Genomic DNA, 19,014 nt, shown 5'->3' on the forward strand with positions numbered 1-19,014 from the left:
ATGTCCTGGTAGGGGGCTCAGGGTTCGAAGGTGACGGGGAGCCGGGCCGCGCCCTTGCCGGTGGGCGGGACCTGGAGCGTCTTGAGGGCGAACTGCATGACTTCCTTGTAGATGGGACCGCAGATCTGGCCGCCGAAGTAGCTGCCCTTGGTGGCGTTCTGGATCGCGCAGTAGACGGTGACGCGCGGCTTGTCGGCGGGCGCGAAACCGGCGAACGACGAGGTGTAGCCCTTGTACCTGCCGGTCTCGGGATCGACCCGGTTGGCCGTACCCGTCTTGCCCGCGACCCGGTAGCCGGGGATGCGGGCCTTGGTTCCCGTGCCCTCTTCGTCGTCGACGACCGATTCGAGCATGTGCGACACCGTCTTGGCGGTCTTCGCGCTCACCACACGGGTCTTCTTGGGCTTCGACGCGGGCGTGAAGCGGCCGTCGGGCCCCTTGGTGCCGCGCACCAGTGAGGGCTCGACGCGTACGCCGTCGTTGGCGATGGTCGAGTAGACGGAGGTCGCCTGCATCGCGTTGATCGAGAAGCCCTGGCCGAAGGGGATCGTGTACTGCTGCGAGGTGGACCACTTGTAGGCGGGCGCGAAGATGCCGGACGTCTCGCCGGGGAAGCCGAGCCCGGTCTCCCTGCCGATGCCGAACTTGCGCAGGTACGAGTAGAGCGACCGGTTGGCCTCCTTCTGGGTCTTGCCCAGTTCGCCGGTGGCCAGGATCGTGCCGATGTTGGAGGACTTGGCGAGCACGCCGTTGAGCGTGAGGTGCCAGGTCGGGTGGTCGATGTCGTCCTGGAAGAGCCGGTCGCCGCGGTGCAGCCGGTTGGGGACCGTCACGCGGGTGGCGGGCGTGGCCGCGTTCTCCTCCAGGACGGCGGCCATCGACATGACCTTGGCGGTGGAACCGGGCTCGAAGGCGTCCTGGAGCGAGGCGTTGCCCAGGGCCGTCCCGTCGGCCTGCGAGAGGTCGTTCGGGTCGAAGCCCGGGGAGTTGGCCATCGCGAGGATCTCGCCGGTCCTGGTGTCCTGCACTATCACGTAGCCGCGGTCCGCCTGCGACTTCTCCACCTGCCGGGTGATGGCGCTCTGCGCCGCCCACTGGATGTCGCGGTCGATGGTGAGCTCGACGTCGGAGCCGGGCACGGCGGGCGTCTCCGTGCTGCCGGCGGTCGGCACCTGGTGGCCGCCGGACTGGGCGTACCTGATCTTGCCGTCCTTGCCCGCGAGTTCCTTGTTGAGCTGCTGCTCGAGGCCGCCCGCGCCCTTGCCCTCGGCGTTGACCCAGCCCAGTATCCCGGCGGCCAGGTCGTCGTTCGGGTACACGCGCTTGCTGCTGGGGTCCTGGAAGACTCCCGCCAGGACGTTGGCGCTCTTCTTGTCGGTGCGTGCCTTCTCGTCGAGCGCGCCGCGCAGGTCCTTGATCTGCTTCCAGACCTGCGGGGTCTGCCGGCGGGCGAGCAGGACGTAGCGCGTCTTGGGGGTCTTCAGCTGCTCGGTGAGCCGGTCGACGTCCTTGTCGAGGATCGGGGCGAGGAGGGCCGCGGCCTGCTCGGGCGCGTCCTTGATGCCCATCTCCTTCGCGGTGAACATCGTGGGGTCGGCCGTGATGTCGTACGCGTCCACGCTGGCGGCCAGTTCGACGCCGCGGCGGTCGGTGATGCCGCCGCGCTCGGCGGTCAGGACATGGCTGAAGTAGCGGTTCTTCTCGGCCTTGGAGGTGTACACGCTCGCGTCGACCGCCTGCACCTGGAGCAGGCGTACGACAAAGGCGAGCATCACCAGGGTCAGGCCGAGGCTCACCATGCGAAGCCGGGGCCGCGGGCTGCCGAGCCGGATCGTGCGGGCCTTGGTGGCGGGGCGTGGCCGGCGGGGGGCGGGGCGAGGCCCGCCGGGGCGGCGCTGTTCGCCGGGGCGGGCGGGGCGCGAGGGCCGCGCGGGACCCGGGACCCTGCGTCGCGGGGGTTGGCGGTCCGTCACTTACGTCACCTGCCGGAGGTCGTGGGGCCGGGCGTCGCGGGGAGGTCGGGCGTGGGCGGGGCTTCCGAGGCCGTGGCGGAGGGCGCCGGGGATGCCTGGGGCAGTGCGGGTTCTGCGGGCTCCACGGGCTCCGTGGGTGGCAGCAGCGCCGGGATCGAGACGGAGGGCGCCGGGGAGGCCACCTCCTGGGGGCGCGGGTCGGGCTCAAGGGCGGACTGCTCGGCGGCGCCGGGAACGCCGCGCACGGTGCCGTCCGGGTTCAGGAAGGCCGGGTCGCCGCCCGGCACCATGCCGAGTTCACGGGCGCGGCGCTGGAGGGCGTCGGGGGCGGCGTAGGCATCCACGTCCCGCTGGAGCTCCTGCTCCTGGTCGGTGAGCTCCGTCGTCTGCTTCTTGAGCTCGCTCAGCTGGAACGAGCCTTCGTTGAGCGAGGAGTTCAGGATGAGCAGGGCGATCAGACCGCCGCCGAGCAACACCACGACGAGCAGCACGAACGGCGTGCGCGCGGCCTGGTTCTGCCCCGAAGGCAGCAGCCGCGCGAGCCGGGCGGCCCTCCCCCGCAGCTCGGGCTTCTTGCTCATGGGGCCTCCTCAGGGACGCCGTTCACGGGTCCTCCCGGCGGGCACGCTTCACGGAGTCTCCTCGCGGATGCGCTGCGCACCCCGCAGCCGTGCCGGGGCCGCCCGGCGGTTCTCGGCGATCTCTTCCTCGGTGGGGAGTTCGGCGCCGCGCGTGAGCAGCTTGAGCCGGGGCTGGTAGCGCTCGGGGACGACGGGCAGGCCGGCGGGCGCGGTCGTCGCGGCGCCGGCCGCGAACACCTGCTTGACCAGCCGGTCCTCCAGCGAGTGGTACGACAGGACGGCGATGCGGCCGTCCACGGCGAGGGCCTTCACGGCGGCCGGGATGGCCGCCTCCAGGACGCTCAGCTCGCCGTTGACCTCGATGCGCAGGGCCTGGAAGGTGCGCTTGGCGGGGTTGCCGCCGGTGCGCTTGGCGGCCTGCGGCAGGGAGTCACGGATCAGCTCGACGAGCCGCGCGCTGTTGCTGAACGGCTCCTTCTCGCGCTCACGGACCACGGCGCTCACGATCCGCTTGGCCTGCTTCTCCTCGCCGTACTGGCGCAGGATCCGCACCAGTTCGCCCGGTGCGTACGTGTTGAGGACCTCGGCGGCGCTCATGCCGGTCGTCTGGTCCATGCGCATGTCCAGGGGCGCGTCCTGCGCGTAGGCGAAGCCGCGGTCCGCCTCGTCGAGTTGCATCGAGGAGACGCCGAGGTCGAAGAGGACGCCCTGAACCTTCGCGATGCCGAGCCGGTCGAGCACGTCGGGCAGTTCGTCGTAGACCGCGTGGACGAGTTCGGCCCGGTCGCCGAAGGGGGCGAGCCGCTCCCCGGAGAGCCGCAGCGCTTCCTTGTCGCGGTCGAGGCCGATGAGGCGGGCCGACGGGAAGGTCGACAGGAGCGCCTCGCTGTGGCCGCCGAGTCCAAGGGTGCAGTCGACGACGACCGCGCCCGGCTGGGCGAGCGCGGGGGCCAACAGGTCCAGGCATCGCTGGAGCATCACCGGGACGTGTCGGGTCTGGCTCAAGGGGCCCTCTCAGATCCGGCGCGGCGAGACGTGCGCACGGCCGGGTCCCCGCCCGCTCCAGAAGGGGAATGACCTGCTGGCGCCGGGGAAGTGGCGTCAGCCGACCGGGAGCGGGAGGAGGCCGAGCCGTACGTACGCGCCGCGCACGCGGGGGGATTCAGGTCAATCCCCGGGGTGAACATTCCAGCGGGGAGCAGGTCACGGCCCTCCCACTTCGCGTCACTTTAGTCCACCCCGTCGCCCGGTCAATCAACTGGCCTGCGCGTCGCGGACGGGTCATCGGCGAGCCTCGGACAGCGCCCCGTCACCCGTTCGGGGGCATGCGCTCCACCCCTGTGGGTTAGCTCACAACAAGACTCGTTGACGTTCTTTGTCCCTTCTCACAGCGGGCCCGAGCGATCAGTGACGACTAACGTCATAGCCATGTCGACTTCCGCATCCTCCACGGGCCACTCCCCCGCAGAGCCGAACGGTGGGATAACCGCCGCCGGCACCGTCACCGATCGCCTCGTCGAGGCGAACAAGCGGTACGCGAAGGCCTTCACCGATCCGGGCATGGACGCACGCCCCGTCCTCAATGTGGCCGTGGTCGCCTGCATGGACGCCCGTATCGACCTGCACGCCGCGCTCGGCCTCGAACTGGGCGACTGTCACACCATCCGCAACGCGGGCGGCGTGGTCACCGACGACGTCATGCGTTCCCTGACGATCAGCCAGCGCGCCCTCGGCACCCGCAGCGTCGTACTGATCCACCACACCAGCTGCGGTCTGGAGAGCCTCACCGAGGAGTTCCGGCACGAGCTGGAGCTCGAGGTCGGCCAGCGGCCCGCCTGGGCGGTGGAGTCCTTCCGCGACGTCGATCAGGACGTACGGCAGTCGATGCAGCGGGTGCGGACCTCGCCGTTCCTGCTGCACACCGACGATGTGCGGGGATTCGTCTTCGATGTGACCACAGGTCTGCTGCGGGAGATCGACCCTGCGTGACGGAGTCCGGACCGGCCCTTTCCGGACCGACTCGGCTGCCAAAAGGCCGTAAGACCCGACATATCGCCGCCAGTTATCCACGGGCGAGTGACACAACCCGGTATGCCCAACAAGAATGCGCAGTGGGGCATCACGCTGAACCATTCACGCGTGGTGTCCGTGATTCGGGGTGGGCCGGGCCGCACACAAACGCGTCGGCCCGGAGAACGTGTCCGAGGAGGGCCGGGTGACGACCTATGACGATCGAGCGAGCCTCACAGATCTGACCGCCACAGCGGAGCGTGTCCGCGGGTCGGTCGAGGGTGTGATCGAGGGCAAGCCAGAGGTCGTACGGCTTTCGCTGACCGTGCTCCTCGCCGAGGGGCATCTGCTGATCGAGGATGTGCCGGGCGTGGGCAAGACCATGCTGGCCAAGGCGCTGGCGCGGTCCATCGACTGCTCCGTGCGGCGCATCCAGTTCACGCCCGACCTGCTGCCGTCGGACATCACTGGTGTGTCCATTTTCGACCAGCAGCGCCGGGACTTCGAGTTCAAGCCCGGCGCGATCTTCGCGCAGATCGTGATCGGCGACGAGATCAACCGCGCGTCCCCCAAGACGCAGTCGGCGCTCCTGGAGTCCATGGAGGAGCGCCAGGTCACCATCGACGGGCAGACGTACGAACTGCCGAGCCCCTTCATGGTGGTGGCGACGCAGAACCCCGTGGAGATGGAGGGGACCTATCCCCTGCCCGAGGCGCAGCGCGACCGCTTCATGGCGCGCGTCTCGATCGGCTACCCGAACGCGGAGGCCGAGCTGCAGATGCTGGACGTGCACGGCGGCGTCTCACCGCTGGACGACCTCCAGCCGGTGGCGCACGCGCACGACATCGTGAAGCTCATCGACGCGGTCCGCACGGTCCACGTCGCCGACGCCGTACGGCGGTACGCCGTGGATCTGGTGGGAGCGACCCGCAACCACCCGGACCTGAGACTCGGTGCGTCGCCCCGCGCGACGCTGCACCTGCTGCGTGCGGCCAAGGCGTCCGCCGCGCTCAGCGGCCGGGAGTTCGCCCTGCCGGACGACGTCCAGGCTCTCGCCGTGGCGGTGCTCGCGCACCGGCTGCTGCCCACGGCGCAGGCCCAGTTGAACCGGCGTACGGCCGAATCGGTCGTCCTGGAGATCCTCCAGCGCACGCCCGTGCCCGCCGCCGCCCAGCCGAACAGCGGCTACTTCAACCAGCAGCCGCCCGGCGCCCGGAGGCTGTGATGGCGGCCGGGGGGCCGCAGCCGGCGCAGGCCGAGGAGGGCAAGGGCGGGCTGCGGACCGCGCTCGCGGGACTGACCACGCGCGGGCGTTCGTTCCTGGCGGCCGGGGTCGCCGCCGCCATCTGCGCGTATGTCCTCGGGCAGAGTGATCTGCTCCGGGTCGGGCTGCTGCTCGCCGTGCTCCCGCTGGTGTGCGCGACGGTGCTCTACCGCACCCGTTACCGCGTCGCGGGCAGCCGCAGGCTCTCCCCCGCGCGCGTGCCCGCCAGTTCGGAGGCGCGGGTCCACCTGCGGATGGACAATGTCTCCAGGTTGCCCACGGGTCTCCTGATGCTCCAGGACCGGGTGCCCTACGTCCTGGGGCCGCGGCCCCGGTTCGTGCTCGACCGGGTGGAGGCGGGCGGCCGCCGTGAGGTGTCCTACCGCGTCCGCTCGGACCTGCGGGGGCGCTATCCGCTGGGGCCGCTGCAGCTGCGTCTGACGGACCCGTTCGGGATGTGTGAACTGACCCGCTCCTTCTCGACGTACGACACCCTGACGGTGATCCCGCGGGTGGAGGCGCTGCCTCCGGTGCGGCTCACCGGCGAGGCCAAGGGGTACGGCGACGGGCGCAACCGCTCGCTGGCGCTGGCCGGCGAGGACGACGTGATCCCGCGGGGCTACCGCCACGGCGACGACCTGCGCCGCGTCCACTGGCGCTCCACGGCCCGCTACGGCGAACTGATGGTGCGCCGCGAGGAGCAGCCGCAGCGGGCCCGCTGCACGGTGCTCCTCGACACCCGGGGGCACGCCTTCCGGGGCGCGGGGCCCGAATCGGCCTTCGAATGGGCGGTGTCGGGCACGGCCTCCACTCTGGTGCACATGCTCGAACGGGGTTTTTCGGTACGGCTGTTGACGGACACCGGGAACTCCGTCCCCGGTGAGGGCTCGGACGGTTTCGCGGGCGCGAGCCAGGAGTCGGCGGACGCGGCGGGCCTGATGATGGACACCCTCGCGGTGATCGACCACTCGGACGGCACGGGACTCTCGCCCGCGTACGACGTGCTGCGCGGGGGCAACGAAGGCCTGCTGATCGCCTTCTTCGGCGACCTCGACCAGGAGCAGGCGACGGTGGCCGCCAAGATGCGGCAGCGCAGCGGCGCCGCGGTCGCCTTCGTCCTGGACAGCACGGTCTGGGCCCAGGGCCCCGGCGGCGCTCCCGCGGGCCCCGGCGACGAGCGGATCCGGATGCTGCGCGAGGCGGGCTGGACGGCCGTGGCCGTGCCCCCCGGGGTCGCTCTGGTGGACCTCTGGCGCCAGGCGGACCATCTGCGGGCGAGCACGGGCCCGGCTCCCGCCGCGGGGACGACCACCGGGGGCTGGGGATGAACCGGGCGCCGGGGGCGAGCGGTGGCCCGTCCGGCAGGACCACAGGCACGACAACAGGGGGACGTACATGAGTGGGCGCGCGCGACTCGCGCTCTGTGCCACGGCGGCCACGCTGATGGCATCGGGGGCGCTGCTGCCGCTCGTCGATCCGGCGACGTGGTTCGTCCAGGCGGCGATCCTGCTCGCGCTGCAGAGCGGCGTGGGCGCGCTCACCCGGCGGGTCCCGCTGGCCCGGCCGGTCACGGTCGCCGTGCAGGCCCTGGTGACGCTGCTGTTGCTGACGCTGGTGTTCGCCCGTGAGCAGGCGATCGGCGGGGTGCTTCCGGGCCCCGACGTGTTCCGGGCGTTCGGGATGCTGCTCGAAGCGGGCGGCAACGACGTCGGGCAGTACGCGATCCCGGCGCCGCTCAGTGACGGCATCCGGCTGATGCTGGTCGGCGGCGTCCTGGTGATCGGCCTCGCGGTGGACGCCCTCGCGGTGACGTTCCGTACGGCGGCGCCCGCGGGACTGCCGCTGCTCGCGCTGTACTCGGTGGCCGCGGGGCTCTCCGGGGACGGCGCCGGGTGGCTGTGGTTCCTGCTGGCGGCCGCCGGGTATCTGCTGCTGCTCCTCGCGGAGGGCCGGGACCGGCTCTCCCAGTGGGGGCGGGTCTTCGGGGGCGCGGCGCGCGCTCCCGGCCGCGTCTCCGGGGGCCTGGAGACCGACAGCGGTGCGATCGCGCCGGTCCGCACGGGACGGCGCATCGGCGCGGTGGCCCTGGGCATCGCCCTCGTAGTGCCGCTCGCGCTCCCCGCCCTCGACGGCGGGCTCCTGGACGGAACCGGCGGAGGCGGAGGCTCCGGTACCGGCGGTGGCGGCACGATCTCCGCGGTGAATCCGCTGGTCGCGCTCCAGGACAGCCTGAACGAACCGGACGACCGCGAGGTCATCTCGTACAAGACGAACGCCAAGGAGACCGAGAACCTCTACTTGCGGATCGTCTCCCTCGACCAGTTCGACGGCACCACCTGGAAGACCACCGTCCGGAGCATCGAAGACGTACCGCCGCGTCTGGAGGACCCGCCGGGGCTCTACCCCGACGTCCGCAGGAGCGAGATCCAGACGAACATCTCGGCCGCCGACCGCTACGCGCAGAACTGGCTGCCGATGCCCTACCCGGCGAGCGAGGTGAAGATCAACGGCCGCTGGCGGTACGAGCCGGTGGGGCGCGCCCTGGTGGGTGACCGCGGGCAGACGACACGCGGCGCGCAGTACGAGGTCAAGAGCCTCGTCGTGGAGCCGACCGCCGAGCAGCTGGCGAACGCCTCCGAGCCGCCCCAGCAGATCACGGACGAGTTCACCAAGGTGCCCGGCTCCCTGCCGCCCGTGGTGGCCTCCGAGGCCCGCAAGATCACCAAGGGCGCGTCGAACGACTACGAGAAGGCGGTCAAGCTCCAGGACTGGTTCGCGTCGGAGGGCGGCTTCACGTACAACACGCAGGTGCGGGCGGGCAGTGGTCCCGCGGCGATCGCCCGTTTCCTGGAGCAGAAGGAAGGCTTCTGCGTCCACTTCTCGTTCGCGATGGCCTCGATGGCGCGGACGCTGGACATCCCGGCACGCGTCGCGGTGGGCTTCACGCCGGGTGCCGCGCAGGGGGACGGCTCGATGTCGGTCGGTCTGCGGGACGCGCACGCCTGGCCGGAGCTGTACTTCGAGGGCGTGGGCTGGACCCGCTTCGAGCCGACCCCGAACCGCGGCACGGTGCCGGACTACACGCGCCCGGACACCCCGTCCGACGGCGCGAGCGACCCGGCGGTGCCCGAGCCGAGTGCGTCGTCGGCGCCGTCCGACGAGCCGTCGGCCTCCGCGAGCTGCCCGCCCGACCAGCAGAAGCAGGGCGGCTGCGCGAGCACCGCCCCCGCGATCGCGGGCGGTTCGGGCGGCGACGGACCGCCGATCGACATGATCGTGCTCATCTCTCTCGGAGTGCTTGCGGTCATCGGCCTGCCCTTGCTGCCGATGCTGTGGCGCAAGCGGATCCGGGCGGTCCGCCTCGGCTCGACGGGCCGTACGGAGGCGGACGCGGCCGCGCGGACGCTCGCCGCGTGGCTCGAGGTGACCGACACGGCCTGGGACCACGGGATCACGCCGGACGATTCGCAGACCCCGCGCAAGGCGGCGGCCCGGATCGTACGCATCGGGGAGCTCGCCGCGGCGCCCGCGGAGTCCGTCCATCGTCTGGCGGCCGCGGTCGAGCAGGTGCTGTACGCGCCACGGCCGCAGCCGGTGGCCGGCCTCGCCGACGACGTACACCGGGTGTCCGACGGGCTGCGGGCCACGGCGAGCCGCCCGGCCCGGCTGCGGGCGATACTCGCGCCGCGTTCCGCCGCACGAGTGGTGTGGGCGCTCTCCGACCGCTGGACGGCGGTCAAGGAGCGGTGGTCCGAGCGGATCACCAAGCGGTGGACGGCGCTGCGGAGGCCTTCGCAGCAGCAGGGCTAGCGGCCGGCGGGGCGGCAGCTGGGCTGGAGAACATGCGCAAGGGGTGACCGCCTTGGCGGTCACCCCTTACGCATTGCTGAAAAGCTAAGAACTCACTGGCCCTGTTCGTCGCGGCGGCGCTGCCACCGCTGCTCGATGCGGTCCATCATCGACTTTCGCTGCCGGGCCTGCCGACGAGCCGGGGCGCCGCCCGGTGCCGTGGGCGTGCCGGCGGCCGGCTGTTCACCTGGCTTGGGCGCTTTGCGCCATCCGGTGACGGCGAGCACCGCACATCCCAGCATGACGAGGAATCCCACCACGCTCACCCAGATCTGCTGGGCGACCATTCCGGCCATGAGAAGGGCGATACCCACAAGGAAGCCCGCGACCGCTTGGTAGACCCGTCGCCGGGTGTACGTACGCAGCCCGCTTCCCTCGAGCGCTGTCGCGAACTTGGGATCTTCGGCGTACAGCGCTCGCTCCATCTGCTCGAGCATGCGCTGCTCGTGCTCCGAGAGCGGCACGGAGTCCTCCTCATCGTGCAGTCGCCGGGGCGACCGGGGGTCCCCTTCAGGATAGGCAGGGAATCGCCCCCGTGAAACCCGCCCCTCTGCGCCAACTTCGCCAAACCGGACCACCCTGCCGCTCCGGCTCGCTGAAGCGTGCATTCCCCAGCGGCCGACCCGGCATGCCGGACGGTCTGCCTCGATCATACGGCGCCCGTAGCCCGTTCGGGGGGTGTGTGCCGTACTCCATGTGCGGCTGCGTCGCTGATCAGCGGGCAGCCGGGCCGGACCTCAGGCCTCGTCGGCATCCCGGGTCTCACCGAGCACGTGCAGCTGGGTGGCCACGGAGTGGAAGGCGGCGAGCTCCGCGGCGGCCGCTTCCAGCTTGAGGAGGGCTTCGAGGGCGCCGGGCTCGGTGTCCACCAGAACGCCGGGAACCAGGTCGGCGAAGACCCGCACCCCGTGCACGGCGTCGACCTTGACGCCCGCGCCCTCGACCAGCTCGGTGAGCTGCTCGGCGGTGAAGCGCCGGGGCACGGGGTCGCCGTCGCCCCAGCGTCCTGCCGGGTCGCCGAGCGCCTGCCTGGCCTCGGTGAAGTGCCCGGCGAGCGCCCTGGCGAGCACGGCTCCGCCGAGTCCCGCGGCGAGCAGGCTGAGGGTGCCGGAGGGCCGCAGCGCGCCGACCGCGTTGCGTACGCCCTCGGCGGGGTCGTCCACGTACTCCAGGACGCCGTGGCACAGGACGGCGTCGAAGCCGGCGCGCTCCACGACGTCGAAGAGGCCGTGTACGTCGCCCTGGACGCCGCGCACCCGGTCGGCCACGCCCGCCTCGGCGGCCCGGCGCTCCAGCGCGAAGAGGGCGTTCGGGCTGGGGTCGACGACGGTGACGCGGTGACCGAGCCGGGCGACGGGCACGGCGAAGTTTCCGCTGCCGCCTCCGGTGTCGAGCACGTCGAGGGAGTGTGACTCCCGGCCCGTGGCCTTGACCCGGCGGTCGAGAGCGTCCTTGAGGACCTCCCAGACCACGGCGGTACGGAGAGAAGCGCGGGGGCGCATCGGGTCCGACACGGCAGTTGACTCCTCGGCGCGTCCACCGCAGGTCCGCGGCGGAGCTAGGGGGTTCCCTCCGCTGCTCGTGCGGCAGTCGGGAGGGTGCGGGCGCTCCCACCCTATTGCCTTCGGCCGACTGCCCCGTCACCCGTCCAGGACTGCCCCGTCACCCGTCCCGGTCGGTGTCCGGCGGCTCCTGCCTGGGTTGGGGCAGCACGGGCTGGAGCACCAGCATCCGCTCGACGAGGCGTAAGAACATCGCCACGTCACGCAGCAGGTCGTCCGCGTCCCGGATGGTGGCCGCGCCCTGTATGCCTGCCTCAGCGCGCGCCCTGCGTGCCGCGCCGGAGGCGAACAGGGCGCTCCATTCGGTCAGTTCGGGCGCTATCTCGGGGAGCACTTCCCAGGCGCTCCGGATCCGCTGCCTGCGCCGGGGGGTCGTCTCGGGCCGTCCGCGGGCGGCGAGGACGGCGGCCGCGGTGCGCAGGGCGGCGAGGTGGGCGGTGGAGTAGCGCTCGTTCGGAGTCTCCAGGTGCGCGGCCTCGTCGATGCCGGCGCGGGCCTGGGCGAGCAGTTCGAGTGCGGCGGGCGGGGCCGTGGCCCGGCGCAGGACGGGGTGCACGTCGCTCGCGGGGCCGGTCGCTACGGGGGCAGGGCCGACGGGGCGGTGCCGACGTGCGGCTGCTGCGGAAGTGCGGGCCATGACGAACCTCCTGTCGTCGCGTAACGGCTATGTGGCCGTATGTGCACATCGTGTAGTACGCCACTGACAATCGGCCCTGACCTGCGGTTTTGCCTCGCTCGCCGGTTCGCGTTAGTTTTTGCACTGACCAGTCAGTTCAAAAAAGAGGGTGCGAGGGGGAACTGTGGACGGGTCGAACGACGGCGCACGGGGAGCCGCCGTCACAGCGCGGGAGTTCGGGCTCAAGGGGCCGCGGGGCTGGGCCTTTCGCGGGGTCGGGGTCGAGGCCGGGCCGGGGTCGCTGATCGCGATCGAGGGGGCTTCGGGGTCGGGCCGTACCTGTCTGCTGCTCGCACTCACCGGGCGGATGCGCCCCACGGAGGGTGAGGCCACCGTGGGGGGCTTCCGGCTGCCCAAGCAGCTCGCCGCGGTCCGCCGGATCAGTGCGCTCGGGCCCGTGCCCGGCGTGACGGACCTCGATCCGGCGCTGACCGTGGCCGAGCAGCTGCACGAACGGGCGCTGCTGGAGCGGCGGTTCGGTGGTTCGCTGCGGACCCTGCTGAGGCCGCGCGCCGAGCGGGCGGCCGAGGCGCGGCTGCGGATCGACACGGCGCTGGCCGCGGCCGGGCTGGACACGGAGTCACTGCCCAAGGGACGGCGGACCTCCGTACGCGACCTGGAGCGCCTCGAAGTGCTGCGGCTCTCCGTGGCCCTGGCCCTGATCGGGCGGCCCCGGCTGCTCGCCGTGGACGACGTCGACCTCAAGCTGTCGGACGCCGAACGCGGTGAGGCCTGGGCCCTGTTGAGGTCCCTCACGGAGAGCGGCATCACCGTCGTCGCCGTGTGCAACGAAGCCCCCGAGGATGCGATCGCCGTGTCCACCGACCGACGCAACGACGACGACAAGGAGACGGCGGATGCGCTCGCCGAAGCTGGCCGCGCTTGAGCTCAGGCGCTTCGGCAGGGGGAAACTTCCGCGCATGGCGCTGGTCGCGCTCCTGCTGCTGCCCCTGCTGTACGGCGCGCTGTACCTCTGCTCGTTCTGGGACCCGTACGGCCGTCTCGACCGCATACCCGTGGCGCTCGTCAACGACGACAAGGGCGCGACGGCCTCGGGCAAGAAGCTCGCGGTGGGCGACGGCATCGTCGACGGGCTTCAGGACAGCAAGACCTTCGACTGGCACGAGGTGAGCTCCGCCGAGGCGCGCGAGGGCGTCGAGGACGGGACGTACTACCTCTCCCTGAGGATGCCTTCCGACTTCAGCAAGCGCGTCGCGTCGAGTTCGGGTGACTCCCCGGAGACCGGCGCTCTCCAGGTCCGCACGAACGACGCCAACAACTACATCGTCGGGCAGATCTCCCGGACGGTCTTCTCCGAGGTGCGCACGGCGGCCTCCACCAAGGCCTCGCGCACCTTCCTCGACAAGATCTTCATCTCGTTCTCCGACATCCACGGGGAGACCGAGAAGGCCGCCAAGGGCGCCGACAAGCTCGACAGCGGCATCGGTGAGGCCAAGAAGGGCTCGAAGAAGCTCGCGACAGGACTCAAGGACGCCAAGAACGGCAGCAGTGACCTGGCCGGGGGCATCAAGAAACTCGACAAGGGCGCCGGCAAGCTGGAGACCGGCTCGAAGAAGGTCTCGGACGGCACCCAGAAGCTGGCCGACAAGGTCAACGGCACAGCGGACCAAGTGCGGCCCTTCCTCAAGGACAACGGCAAGACCATCGGGGACACGGCCCGGCTCGTCGCCGACTCCTCCAAGGCCCTGCGCGGCAACCTCGACACCTGGGTCGAGCTCGCCCCCGTGGCGGCCGACGGCGCCAAGAAGGGCTCCGAGACCATCGGCGGCCTCTACACGGAGCGCTGCGAGAACCTCCCGGTACCGGACCCGGCCTGCCCGCGGCTCAAGAAGGCCAAGACGGCAGCGGAGAACGTGTCGACCATCGCGGACGACATGAACACCGTGGTCAAGGACCAGAACAGCGACGTCAAGAAGCTCGACAAGCACCTCGCCACGCTGCAGAAGAAGTCCGAGGCACTCGCCGAGCGCGCACCGCACCTCGACGAGGACCTGGACAAGGCCGTCACCCAGATCAACGACCTCAACGCGGGCGCGGGGAAGGTCGCCAAGGGTGCCAAGAAGCTGCACACGGGCCTCGGCACCGCCCATACCGGCGCCACGGACCTCGACACGGGCATCGGCAAGCTGGAGACGGGCGCGAGCGACCTCAAGGGCGGCATGTTCAAGCTGGCCGACGGCTCCGAGAAGCTGTCCGGCGGGCTGCACGACGGCGTCAAGAAGATCCCCGACTACGACAAGAAGGACCGCGACCAGCGCACCGACGTCATGGCCGACCCGGTGCAGCTCGCCTCCCGGTCGATGCACGAGGCGCCCAACTACGGCACGGGCTTCGCCCCGTACTTCATCCCGCTCTCCCTGTGGGTGGGCGCGATGGTGGCGTACATGCTGATCCAGCCGCTCAACCGGCGCGCCCTCGCCGCGGGCGCCTCCTCCTGGCGGATCGCCTTCGCGGGCTGGCTGCCGGTCGCCGCCCTCGGTGTGCTCCAGACGGCGGCCCTGATGTCGGTCCTGCACTGGGGACTTGGCCTGCAGATGGCGCGGGCCGCAGGGACGGTCGGCTTCCTCTGCCTGGTGACGTGCTGCTTCGCGGCGATCGTGCAGTGGCTCAACGCGCGCTTCGGGGCGGCGGGACGCATCCTCGTGCTCGCGGCCCTGATGCTCCAGCTGACCTCGGCCGGCGGCACCTACCCCGTCCAGACGAGTCCGTCCTTCTTCAGCTGGATCCACCCCTTCTTGCCGATGAGTTACGTCGTCGACGCCCTGAGGAGGCTCATCACGGGCGGCGGCCTCGGTCCCGTATGGCAGGCCTGCGTGGTCCTGACGGCCTTCACGGCGGGCGCACTGGCGCTCACCGCGCTCTCCGCGCGCAAGAAGCAGGTGTGGACCCTGGAGCGCCTGCACCCGGAGCTGACCCTGTGAGCCCCGGAACCGCGCCTGTGCGGGCGCCAGGACCTGTGAGAATCGGGCCCATGGACAGCAGCGCAACCAGCACCCGGCGTGAGGCCACCCGGCAGAAGCTCTACGAGGCGGCCGTCACCCTCATCGCGGAGCAGGGCTTCTCGGCCACGACGGTCGACGAGATCGCCGAGCGGGCCGGGGTCGCGAAGGGCACGGTCTACTACAACTTCGCGAGCAAGTCGGTCCTCTTCGAAGAGCTGCTGCGGCACGGCGTCGGCCTGCTCACCGCCTCCCTGAAGGAGGCGGCCGAGAAGGCGGCGGGGAGCGGCGGCAGCCAGGTCGACGCGCTGGACGCGATGATCCGCGCGGGCCTGGTCTTCATCGACCGCTATCCGGCCTTCACCCAGCTGTACGTAGCCGAGCTGTGGCGCACCAACCGCGCCTGGCAGTCCACCCTGATGGTGGTCAGGCAGCAGGCGGTGGCCGTCGTCGAGGACGTCCTGCGCGCGGGCGTCGAGAACGGCGAGCTCAGCGAGGAGATCGACATCCCCCTGACGGCGGCCGCGCTCGTCGGCATGGTCCTGGTGGCGGCCCTGGACTGGCAGGCCTTCCAGCCGGAGCGCTCCCTCGACGACGTGCACTCGGCGCTCTCACGCCTGCTCCAGGGCCGGGTGAGCGGCGGGCGCTGAGCAGCTCCTGAGCAGGCCCTCAGCACCCCTTGAGCGGCATGCACAAAAGCGCCGGGCCGGTGCCACCTGTTCTCCAGATGGCACCGGCCCGGCGCTTCCTGCGTTCCCCCGTGTTCCCCCGCAGTCCCCCGTTCGGCCCCCCGGCCGGTCATCGCCGAGCGGCCGCCCGTCTCCCCCGTGTCTCGCTCCCACCTTCGGCGGGGTGGGAGGAGCGGCCAAGGGCGCCGCGCCGTTCCGCCGCCCCGTGTCGGCGGTACGGGCGCTGCGCCCTTCTCCGTGTCCCTCACTCTTCCTTCTTCGCAGGTCGGGACCCATCCGCGCTGGTACTCATCTCCAGCACTAGGTACGGATACTCAGTCCTGGGTGCTCATCCCCAGGCCGAGCGGTTCCCGACTGGTTACGATCGCGTCCGTGTCCGTACTCCCCCTGGTCTTCACCAGCGGCTGGGCGAGCGGGATCAACGCGTACGCCGTTGTCCTGCTGCTCGGTGTCTTCGGCGCGACCGGGATCTCCGACGAGGTGCCCGAGGCGCTGCAACGTCCTGATGTGCTGATCGCCGCCGGGATCCTCTTCGCCTGTGAAGCCGTCGCCGACAAGATCCCTTACCTCGACTCGGTGTGGGACACGGCGCACACCGTGATCCGGCCGGTGTCCGGCGCGGTGGTGGGCGCGCTGCTCGCCGGGCAGAGCGGTTCGCTGTCCGACCTGGCGGCGGGCGCCGTGGGCGGCTCCACGGCGCTGGCGAGCCACTTCGTGAAGGCCGGGACGCGGATGGCGATCAACACCTCGCCGGAGCCGTTCAGCAACGTCATCGTGAGCACGGCGGAGGATCTCGGGGTGGGCGGGATCGTCACCTTCGCGATGTTCTACCCGGAGGCGGCGGCGATCATCGCGGCCGTGCTGCTGGTCCTCGGCCTGATCCTGGTGTTCTTCCTCGTCTCGCGGATCAGACGGTTCCTGCGGCGCAGGGCGCAGCGGCGCGAGGAGAAGCGGCTGGCGGCGCACGCGGGGCGGCCGCCGGACTGAGGGCTCCCGGCGTGACTGTCAGTGGTGGCCGATAAAGTCCCTGGCATGGCACGGATTGTGGTGATCGGCGCCGGGATGGGCGCGATGGCGGCCGGGGCCCGGCTGGCCGTCGCGGGCCACCGGGTGGTGGTCCACGAGCGTTCGGGGACGTACGGCGGCGCGCTCGGCAGCGTCGAGCGGGACGGCTTCGCCTTCGACACGGGCCCGGCCCTCCTCCAGCTCCCCGCCGTCTATCGCGACCTGTTCGTCAAGACGGGCAAGGAACCGCTGGAGAAGTGCGTCGATCTCTGCCAGGTGGAGCCCGCCGTGCGGCACGTCTTCGCGGACGGCACGACCGCCGATCTGCCGAACGCCTCGCGCGCCGGCGTCGGCGATGCCCTCGACGCAGCGCTGGGTAGCGGCGCCGGCGCCCTCTGGTCGGCGTACATGAACCGCGCCCGTGAGGCCTGGGACCGCACCCGGCGTCCCCTCCTGGAAGAGCCGCTGTGGCCGAACTGGCAGGTTCTCGCCGAGCGCGAGCCCTACCCCTCGGTGCCGCACAAGCGCCTCCTGCGGCGCGAGCGGCGCGCGAGAACCCTCACCGAAGTCGGTGAACTGGAACTGGGCGGCGACGCACGCCTCTTGGCGCTCCTCGAGCAGTACGCCCTCGCGCAGGGCCTCGACCCCCGGTCGACCCCGGCGAGCGCGGCCGTCCTGCCTTACTTGGAACACACCTTCGGCGCCTGGTCCGTGCGCGGCGGGATGCGCGCGCTCGCACGGGCCGTGTACGAGCGGTGCCTCGCCCGCCGCGTCGAATTCGCGTTCGACTCCCCCGTCGCCCGGATCATCGAGAAGGACGGCCGCGCGGCAGGTGTCGAACTCGCGGACGGGACGGCGGAAGAGGCGGACTTCGTGGTCGCGGGTGTTGCGCCCGGCGCACTGGACGGCTTGCTGTCCGGTGTATCCGCCTTGCCCGGCGAATCCGGTGTGAACATACGGTCGGAGGGTGAGGTGCGGCCCCGATCAGGACTGCCGAGCCGTCTGACGGTCTTCCTCGCCCTGAGCGGCGCGCGGCCCGACGGGACACCCCACCGGACGGTGCTGCACACCCCCGACCGCCAGGAGGAGCTCGACCGCCTCTTCGGAGACCGCCCCGGGCTGCCCGCCGCGCCCACCCTCACGGTGCTGCGCCCCGACGACCCCGCGCTCACCCCCGACGCCGGGCACGAGGCGGTCACGCTGACGGTGACCGTGCCCGCGCACACGGAGGTCACCGAAGCGGACGTGGAGCGGTTGCTGGGCCGTGCCGAGGCCGTGGTGCCCGGCCTGCGGGACCGCCTCCTGTGGCACGAGGTCCGCACCCCCGCCGACATCGCGGAGGCCACCGGCGCGGACGGCGGCGCGGTCCCGCCCCCGTCCCTCGCCGCGGGAGAGGGCCGTCTGCTCCACCCGGCCAACAGCACACGGCTGCCGGGGCTCTTCGCGGTCGGCGGCTGGTCGCATCCCGGCGGCGGCCTTCCGCACGCGGGCATGTCCGGCACGCTGGTCGCCGGACTGATCGTGGAGGGACCGGAGTTCCGGGGCTCGCAGTGAGCGAGCCGCCGGGTCAGTAGCGGTACTGCTCGTTGTACCCCGCGTCGTACCCATGCCCCTGGGCCTGCTCGCCCTGGTAGGGGTACGGCTGCTCCGGTGGGAGTTCGCCGCCGTACTGCCCGTAGGGGTCGTCGGCGCTGCGCTGCTGGGGCACCCAGACCCCGCCGGGCGGCGTCTCGTTGTACGTCCCGTCCCCGCTGCCGTAGGGATCGGCGGCGGGATAGGGCGCGTACTGCTGCTGGTCGCCGTACGTGTCGTAGCTCTGCTGGCCGCCGTACGTCTGCGTCCCGATGTACGGGTCGGAGTAGGCGGCGTACTGCTGCTGCCCCGTCTCGCCGTAGGCGTACGGCTGCTGGGGGTCGTAGCCCGCGGCGGCGTAGGTGTCGTAGCCGTAGCCGCTGTCCTCGGGGGCCGACTGCTGCTGTGCGTACGCCGCGTCGCTGTAGATGCCGTACTGCCCGGTGTCGTCGGGCAGCGGCTCAGGCGCGTAGACCCCGGTGCCGGGCGGGGTCTCGGGCGGCGGCCCTGCCGGACCCGCGTCCTCGTACTCGAGGTCGGAGACCTGGAGCGTCGGGTCCTGGGATGCCTCGGCGCCGCGCGGTGTCGTCTTGCGGCGCTTGCTCAGGCCGGGCTGGCCGCCGAGCGCCCAGCCGGTCGAGAAGCCACGGCGGAAGGACAGCGTCACGTACGTCTGGCCGGTGGCGAAGGCGATCGCGCCCGCACCGATGACGATCACCGACGGCAGCAGCACGCCGATGACCACGGCGAGGAAGCCGCCGAAGGCGAGCAGCCGCCAGCGCAGCCGCGCCTTGTACTGCAACAGCACTTCGCCGAGCAGCCACAGCGCGACGCATCCGAACGCGATGTAGAGGACCGTCCAGCCCATGTACG

General features: G+C 71.6%; 16 protein-coding genes. 9 read left to right on the forward strand and 7 right to left on the reverse strand.

Features of this window, described 5'->3' with window-relative positions:
• Window positions 1–17: 17 nt before the first annotated feature.
• From ACIBCK_RS01760 to rsmH, 3 genes are read right to left on the reverse strand one after another with little or no spacing between them, the layout of a single operon-like run.
• Window positions 18–1,973: a peptidoglycan D,D-transpeptidase FtsI family protein gene (locus ACIBCK_RS01760; protein WP_399386104.1), complete on the reverse strand. Its 1,956-nt coding sequence runs from the start codon at window positions 1,971–1,973 to the stop codon at window positions 18–20.
• A gap of 5 nt (window positions 1,974–1,978) precedes the next feature.
• Complete coding sequence (locus tag ACIBCK_RS01765) at window positions 1,979–2,554, reverse strand: septum formation initiator family protein (protein ID WP_399386105.1); 576 nt, start codon at window positions 2,552–2,554, stop codon at window positions 1,979–1,981.
• Between the two features lie 48 nt (window positions 2,555–2,602).
• Window positions 2,603–3,559 (reverse strand): 16S rRNA (cytosine(1402)-N(4))-methyltransferase RsmH, encoded by a 957-nt coding sequence (rsmH, locus tag ACIBCK_RS01770; RefSeq protein ID WP_399386106.1) that lies wholly within the window; start codon window positions 3,557–3,559, stop codon window positions 2,603–2,605.
• Between the two features lie 360 nt (window positions 3,560–3,919).
• Here rsmH and ACIBCK_RS01775 point away from each other — a divergent pair, with 360 nt between their 5' ends.
• From ACIBCK_RS01775 to ACIBCK_RS01790, 4 genes are all read left to right on the forward strand, one after another.
• Window positions 3,920–4,543 carry a beta-class carbonic anhydrase gene (locus ACIBCK_RS01775; protein ID WP_399386107.1) on the forward strand — a complete coding sequence of 208 codons (624 nt, stop codon included), beginning with the start codon at window positions 3,920–3,922 and terminating at the stop codon, window positions 4,541–4,543.
• 226 nt (window positions 4,544–4,769) lie between these two features.
• Window positions 4,770–5,789 carry a MoxR family ATPase gene (locus ACIBCK_RS01780; RefSeq protein WP_367040989.1) on the forward strand — a complete coding sequence of 340 codons (1,020 nt, stop codon included), beginning with the start codon at window positions 4,770–4,772 and terminating at the stop codon, window positions 5,787–5,789.
• A complete protein-coding gene (locus tag ACIBCK_RS01785) occupies window positions 5,789–7,156 on the forward strand; it encodes a DUF58 domain-containing protein (RefSeq protein WP_399386108.1) in 1,368 nt (455 codons plus the stop codon). The genes ACIBCK_RS01780 and ACIBCK_RS01785 overlap by 1 nt, the downstream gene beginning before the upstream one ends.
• A gap of 67 nt (window positions 7,157–7,223) precedes the next feature.
• A complete protein-coding gene (locus ACIBCK_RS01790; protein ID WP_399386109.1) occupies window positions 7,224–9,638 on the forward strand; it encodes a DUF3488 and DUF4129 domain-containing transglutaminase family protein in 2,415 nt (804 codons plus the stop codon).
• Window positions 9,639–9,730: 92 nt separating this feature from the next.
• Here the strand turns inward: ACIBCK_RS01790 and ACIBCK_RS01795 are convergent, their stop codons facing one another.
• The 3 genes from ACIBCK_RS01795 to ACIBCK_RS01805 all read right to left on the reverse strand — a co-directional run bounded on the left by ACIBCK_RS01795 (window position 9,731) and on the right by ACIBCK_RS01805 (window position 11,876).
• Window positions 9,731–10,141 (reverse strand): DUF3040 domain-containing protein, encoded by a 411-nt coding sequence (locus ACIBCK_RS01795; RefSeq protein ID WP_367040995.1) that lies wholly within the window; start codon window positions 10,139–10,141, stop codon window positions 9,731–9,733.
• Between the two features lie 273 nt (window positions 10,142–10,414).
• Complete coding sequence (locus ACIBCK_RS01800) at window positions 10,415–11,191, reverse strand: class I SAM-dependent methyltransferase (RefSeq protein WP_399386110.1); 777 nt, start codon at window positions 11,189–11,191, stop codon at window positions 10,415–10,417.
• A 148-nt stretch (window positions 11,192–11,339) separates the two neighbouring features.
• On the reverse strand, window positions 11,340–11,876 hold the full coding sequence (locus tag ACIBCK_RS01805) for an SAV_6107 family HEPN domain-containing protein (RefSeq protein ID WP_399386111.1): 537 nt from the start codon (window positions 11,874–11,876) through the stop codon (window positions 11,340–11,342).
• A gap of 163 nt (window positions 11,877–12,039) precedes the next feature.
• Here ACIBCK_RS01805 and ACIBCK_RS01810 point away from each other — a divergent pair, with 163 nt between their 5' ends.
• From ACIBCK_RS01810 to ACIBCK_RS01830, 5 genes are all read left to right on the forward strand, one after another.
• On the forward strand, window positions 12,040–12,801 hold the full coding sequence (locus ACIBCK_RS01810; protein WP_399386112.1) for an ATP-binding cassette domain-containing protein: 762 nt from the start codon (window positions 12,040–12,042) through the stop codon (window positions 12,799–12,801).
• On the forward strand, window positions 12,773–14,857 hold the full coding sequence (locus tag ACIBCK_RS01815) for a YhgE/Pip family protein (protein WP_399386113.1): 2,085 nt from the start codon (window positions 12,773–12,775) through the stop codon (window positions 14,855–14,857). Before ACIBCK_RS01810 ends, ACIBCK_RS01815 begins: the two co-directional genes overlap by 29 nt.
• Before the next feature lie 50 nt (window positions 14,858–14,907).
• Complete coding sequence (locus ACIBCK_RS01820) at window positions 14,908–15,525, forward strand: TetR/AcrR family transcriptional regulator (protein WP_367041005.1); 618 nt, start codon at window positions 14,908–14,910, stop codon at window positions 15,523–15,525.
• Window positions 15,526–15,936: 411 nt separating this feature from the next.
• The gene (locus ACIBCK_RS01825) at window positions 15,937–16,551 is read left to right on the forward strand and encodes a DUF4126 domain-containing protein (protein ID WP_399386114.1); all 615 of its coding nucleotides are present in this window, start codon (window positions 15,937–15,939) and stop codon (window positions 16,549–16,551) included.
• A gap of 45 nt (window positions 16,552–16,596) precedes the next feature.
• Window positions 16,597–18,123: a phytoene desaturase family protein gene (locus ACIBCK_RS01830; RefSeq protein WP_399386115.1), complete on the forward strand. Its 1,527-nt coding sequence runs from the start codon at window positions 16,597–16,599 to the stop codon at window positions 18,121–18,123.
• Window positions 18,124–18,136: 13 nt separating this feature from the next.
• On the opposite strand, the gene ACIBCK_RS01835 is transcribed toward ACIBCK_RS01830, so the two are convergent.
• A complete protein-coding gene (locus ACIBCK_RS01835) occupies window positions 18,137–19,009 on the reverse strand; it encodes a hypothetical protein (protein WP_399386116.1) in 873 nt (290 codons plus the stop codon).
• Window positions 19,010–19,014 lie beyond the last annotated feature (5 nt).

It is taken from the genome of Streptomyces sp. NPDC051218, from assembly GCF_044455475.1.
GTDB lineage: Bacteria > Actinomycetota > Actinomycetes > Streptomycetales > Streptomycetaceae > Streptomyces.